This is a genomic window from Dietzia sp. CW19 (assembly GCF_014145265.1).
Classification (GTDB): Bacteria; Actinomycetota; Actinomycetes; order Mycobacteriales; family Mycobacteriaceae; genus Dietzia; species Dietzia natronolimnaea.
In genome coordinates this window covers 1-5080 of the sequence record NZ_JAALEE010000163.1, presented here as the reverse complement: position 1 = coordinate 5080, position 5080 = coordinate 1, and the positions used below count along the sequence as shown (strand labels likewise).

Annotated in this window: 4 protein-coding genes and 1 pseudogene; all 5 read left to right on the top strand. The window is 66.8% G+C overall.

Features of this window, described 5'->3' with window-relative positions; all coding sequences use genetic code 11:
- Positions 1 to 292, top strand: a pseudogene (locus tag G6021_RS05750) (TetR/AcrR family transcriptional regulator); the annotation flags it as partial.
- Positions 293 to 491: 199 nt separating this feature from the next.
- Complete coding sequence (gene rpsL / locus G6021_RS05745; RefSeq protein ID WP_017838186.1) at positions 492 to 863, top strand: 30S ribosomal protein S12; 372 nt, start codon at positions 492 to 494, stop codon at positions 861 to 863.
- On the top strand, positions 863 to 1333 hold the full coding sequence (rpsG, locus tag G6021_RS05740) for a 30S ribosomal protein S7 (RefSeq protein ID WP_179525929.1): 471 nt from the start codon (positions 863 to 865) through the stop codon (positions 1331 to 1333). The genes rpsL and rpsG overlap by 1 nt, the downstream gene beginning before the upstream one ends.
- A gap of 199 nt (positions 1334 to 1532) precedes the next feature.
- The gene (gene fusA / locus G6021_RS05735) at positions 1533 to 3644 is read left to right on the top strand and encodes an elongation factor G (protein ID WP_182617728.1); all 2112 of its coding nucleotides are present in this window, start codon (positions 1533 to 1535) and stop codon (positions 3642 to 3644) included.
- 175 nt (positions 3645 to 3819) lie between these two features.
- Positions 3820 to 5010, top strand: coding sequence for an elongation factor Tu (tuf, locus tag G6021_RS05730; protein WP_179525927.1), 1191 nt, complete (start codon positions 3820 to 3822; stop codon positions 5008 to 5010).
- Positions 5011 to 5080 lie beyond the last annotated feature (70 nt).

Genomic DNA, 5080 nt, shown 5'->3' with positions numbered 1-5080 from the left:
TGCCAGCGATCCGGCGTTGCGCGACCGCGTGCTGCCGCTCGAGAACCACATGTCCCGGGAGGTCCTGGTGATCGCCGCCGCCGCCCTCGGTCACGACCCCGGCGACGTGCGGGTGCGCAGGCCCCTGCAGGCCACCCTCGACCTGGCCCGCGGGCTCGGGCTCGCGGACGTGCTCTCCGACGACTCGGCCCGTCGTGAGAAGGTGATCCGATACTGGGCCGAGACCCTCGACCTGGTGCTCGCGCAGGTCCCGCAGGCGTCGGCCCGAGGCGTCGCCCCGGCCGCGTTTTGACCGATCCTCACGAGGGCGGTTAGGCTTGACCATCGTGCTCGCAGTACGCGAGCTGGAGGATCGTGCCCAGTAGGCCAGCGAGAGCGGCTGACGTGGTCGCCCGTGCGCCCGTCGGGGAGCGCGAGAGTCCGGATACGAGCAACGTCCCAGTGACCGGTGGTCGCCCCCGAGGAGGCCGCCAGCTAGAGAAAGTCGGTTCATGCCAACCATCAACCAGCTGGTCCGCAAGGGCCGCCAGGACAAGAAGTCCTCGACGGCGACGGCTGCCCTCAAGGGCTCGCCGCAGCGTCGTGGCGTGTGCACCCGTGTGTACACCACCACCCCCAAGAAGCCGAACTCCGCGCTGCGTAAGGTCGCCCGCGTGCGCCTCACCAGCGGTATCGAGGTCTCCGCCTACATCCCCGGTGAGGGCCACAACCTCCAGGAGCACTCCATGGTGCTCGTCCGTGGTGGTCGTGTGAAGGACCTCCCGGGTGTCCGTTACAAGATCATCCGCGGCTCCCTCGACACGCAGGGCGTGAAGGACCGCAAGCAGGCCCGCTCCCGCTACGGCGCCAAGAAGGAGAAGTAATGCCTCGCAAGGGTCCCGCCCCGAAGCGCCAGCTCATCAACGATCCGGTCTACGGCTCGCCGCTGGTCACGCAGCTCGTCAACAAGATCCTCCTCGACGGCAAGAAGACGACCGCCGAGCGCATCGTCTACTCCGCGCTGGAGATCTGCCGCGAGAAGACCGGTACCGATCCGGTCCTCACCCTCAAGAAGGCGCTCGACAACGTCAAGCCCGCCCTCGAGGTCCGCTCCCGCCGCGTCGGTGGCGCCACCTACCAGGTGCCCGTCGAGGTCCGCCCCGGGCGTTCCACGACCCTGGCGATGCGCTGGCTGGTGACCTTCTCCCGGCAGCGCCGCGAGAACAGCATGGTCGAGCGTCTCGCCAACGAGATCCTCGACGCCTCCAACGGTCTGGGTGCCGCGGTCAAGCGCCGCGAGGACACCCACAAGATGGCCGAGGCCAACCGGGCGTTCGCGCACTACCGCTGGTGATCCAGCCGGGCCCCGGAGCGGGGGGACGCCCACCGGGCGTCACCTCTCCGGGGCCCCCCGGCCGCCCCGAGGGTGGCATCATTGAACGAGGGTCGGCTCCCGCGCGAGTGAAGCGGGGCACGGCCCAGGACAACAGACCCGGTTCGGACGGTCCACACGACCGCCCGGGCCACCTAAGACTCACGATCGGGGACCATCCGTGGCACAGGACGTGCTGACCGACCTCAACAAGGTCCGCAACATCGGCATCATGGCGCACATCGACGCCGGTAAGACGACCGTCACCGAGCGCATCCTGTTCTACACGGGTGTCAACCGGAAGATCGGCGAGACGCACGACGGCGCCTCGACCACCGACTGGATGGAACAGGAGAAGGAGCGCGGCATCACCATCACGTCGGCCGCCGTCACCTGTTTCTGGGCCGACAACCAGATCAACATCATCGACACCCCGGGCCACGTCGACTTCACGGTCGAGGTCGAGCGCTCGCTGCGCGTCCTCGACGGCGCCGTCGCGGTCTTCGACGGCAAGGAGGGCGTGGAGCCCCAGTCGGAGCAGGTCTGGCGCCAGGCCGAGAAGTACGACGTCCCGCGCATCTGCTTCGTCAACAAGATGGACAAGATGGGCGCGGACTTCTACTACACCGTGCAGACCATCATCGACCGGCTCGGCGCGAAGCCGCTCGTCCTGCAGCTGCCCATCGGCGCGGAGGACGAGTTCGACGGGGTCATCGACCTCGTCGAGATGAAGGCCCTCGTCTGGCCCGGCGTCACGCCGATCGGCACCGAGGCCACGGTCCAGGAGATCCCCGAGGATCTCAAGGACAAGGCCGACGAGTACCGGGAGAAGCTCCTCGAGGCCGTCGCCGAGAGCGACGAGGCCCTCATGGAGAAGTACTTCGGCGGCGAGGAGCTGACGAAGGCCGAGATCCAGGCCGCGATCCGCAAGATGACGGTCAACGCCGAGATCTACCCGGTGCTGTGTGGTTCGGCGTACAAGAACAAGGGCGTCCAGCCCCTGCTCGACGCCGTCATCGCGTACCTGCCGAACCCGCTCGACGTCGGCTCGATCCACGGTCACGCCGTGGGCGACGAGGAGAAGGTCGTCAGCCGTCAGCCCTCCAAGGACGAGCCGTTCGCGGCGCTGGCGTTCAAGATCGCCGTGCACCCGTTCTTCGGTGAGCTCACCTTCGTCCGCGTCTACTCGGGTCGCATCGACCCGAGCACGCAGGTGCAGAACGCCACCAAGGGCAAGAAGGAGCGCGTCGGCAAGCTCTTCCAGATGCACGCCAACAAGGAGATGCCCGTCGAGGAGGCCGTCGCCGGCCACATCTACGCGTTCATCGGCCTCAAGGACACCACCACGGGTGACACCCTGTGTGACCTGCAGAACCAGGTCATCCTCGAGTCGATGACGTTCCCGGCCCCGGTCATCGACGTCTCGATCGAGCCCAAGACCAAGGCCGACCAGGAGAAGCTCGGCACGGCCATCCAGAAGCTGGCGCGCGAGGACCCGACGTTCTCCGTCAGGCTGGACGACGAGACCGGTCAGACGGTCATCGGCGGCATGGGCGAGCTCCACCTGGACGTGCTCGTCGACCGGATGAAGCGCGAGTTCAAGGTCGAGGCCAACGTCGGCAAGCCCCAGGTCGCCTACCGCGAGACCATCAAGGGCACGGTCGAGAAGTACGACTACACCCACAAGAAGCAGACCGGTGGTTCGGGCCAGTTCGCCAAGGTCCAGATCCGTCTCGAGCCGCTCCCCCAGGAGCAGGTCGAGGAGGGCGAGACCTACGAGTTCGCCGACAAGGTCACCGGTGGCCGGGTGCCCAAGGAGTACATCCCCTCCGTGGACCACGGCATCAAGGACGCCATGCAGTACGGCGTCCTGGCCGGGTACCCGATGGTCAACGTCAAGGCGACGCTGGTCGACGGCGCGTACCACGAGGTCGACTCCTCGGAGATGGCGTTCAAGGTCGCGGGCTCGATGGCGTTCAAGGAGGCCGCGCGCAAGTGTCAGCCGGTGATCCTCGAGCCGCTCATGGCGGTCGAGGTCATCACGCCCGAGGACTACATGGGCGACGTCATCGGCGACATCAACTCCCGCCGCGGCCAGATCCAGGCGATGGAGGAGCGCTCCGGCGCCCGCGTCGTCAAGGCCAACGTGCCGCTGTCCGAAATGTTCGGCTACGTCGGCGACCTCCGGTCGCGGACGCAGGGCCGGGCCAACTACTCGATGGTCTTCTCCCACTACGCCGAGGTTCCGGCGAGTGTGTCCAAGGAGATCATCGCCAAGGCGACCGGCGAGTAACCGGTACTGGTCCCGCCCGGCCGTGAGGTAGGGCGGGGCCGATGCCGGCGGCGCACGGTCGAACCTCCGGGTGGCCGCCGGTTCGTGCCCCCCACGGCACGATGAGTAAGATCAGATCCCACACAAAGCAGTGCCCACCTCGAGGTGGGGACAGACCAGTCCAGGAGGACACACAGTGGCGAAGGCGAAGTTCGAGCGGACCAAACCGCACGTTAACATCGGCACCATCGGTCACGTCGACCATGGCAAGACCACCACCACCGCGGCCATCACCAAGGTCCTGGCGGACACCTTCCCCGATCTCAACGACGCGTTCGCGTTCGACGAGATCGACAAGGCGCCGGAGGAGAAGGCTCGTGGTATCACGATCAACATCTCCCACGTCGAGTACCAGACGGAGAAGCGCCACTACGCGCACGTCGACGCCCCGGGTCACGCCGACTACATCAAGAACATGATCACGGGTGCCGCCCAGATGGACGGCGCGATCCTGGTCGTGGCCGCCACCGACGGCCCGATGCCGCAGACGCGTGAGCACGTGCTGCTCGCCCGTCAGGTCGGCGTCCCCTACATCCTCGTCGCCCTCAACAAGTGCGACATGGTCGACGACGAGGAGATCCTCGAGCTCGTCGAGATGGAGGTGCGTGAGCTCCTCGCCTCGCAGGAGTTCGACGAGGACGCCCCCGTCGTCCACATCTCGGCGCTCAAGGCGCTCGAGGGTGACGAGAAGTGGGTCCAGGCGATCCGCGACCTCATGCAGGCCTGCGACGATTCCGTCCCGGACCCCGAGCGTGAGACGGAGAAGCCCTTCCTCATGCCCGTCGAGGACGTCTTCACGATCACCGGTCGTGGCACCGTCGTCACCGGTCGCATCGAGCGCGGCAAGATCAACGTGAACGAGGATGTCGAGCTCATCGGCATCAAGGAGAAGGCCACCAAGACCACCATCACGGGCATCGAGATGTTCCGTAAGCTCCTCGACTACGGCGAGGCCGGCGACAACGTCGGTCTGCTCGTCCGTGGCCTCAAGCGCGAGGAGGTCGAGCGCGGCCAGGTCGTCATCAAGCCGGGCGCGTACACCCCGCACACGAACTTCGAGGGCCAGGCGTACATCCTGTCCAAGGACGAGGGCGGCCGTCACACGCCGTTCTTCAACAACTACCGTCCGCAGTTCTACTTCCGCACCACGGACGTGACCGGCGTCGTGACCCTCCCCGAGGGCACCGAGATGGTCATGCCGGGCGACAACACCGAGATGAGCGTCGAGCTCATCCAGCCGGTCGCCATGGACGAGGGCCTGCGCTTCGCGATCCGTGAGGGTGGCCGCACCGTCGGCGCCGGTCAGGTCACCAAGATCATCAAGTGATCGACTGACCCATCGGGTCGGACGAGTAGTCCGGACCATATGAGGGAGGGGCGCCCCACCGCGAGGTGGG

What these genes read in the sequence shown, in the direction of transcription:
- rpsG (WP_179525929.1), top strand. Translation starts at nt 863, where the DNA reads ATGCCTCGCAAGGGTCCCGCCCCGAAGCGCCAGCTCATCAACGATCCG.
- rpsL (WP_017838186.1), top strand. Translation starts at nt 492, where the DNA reads ATGCCAACCATCAACCAGCTGGTCCGCAAGGGCCGCCAGGACAAGAAG.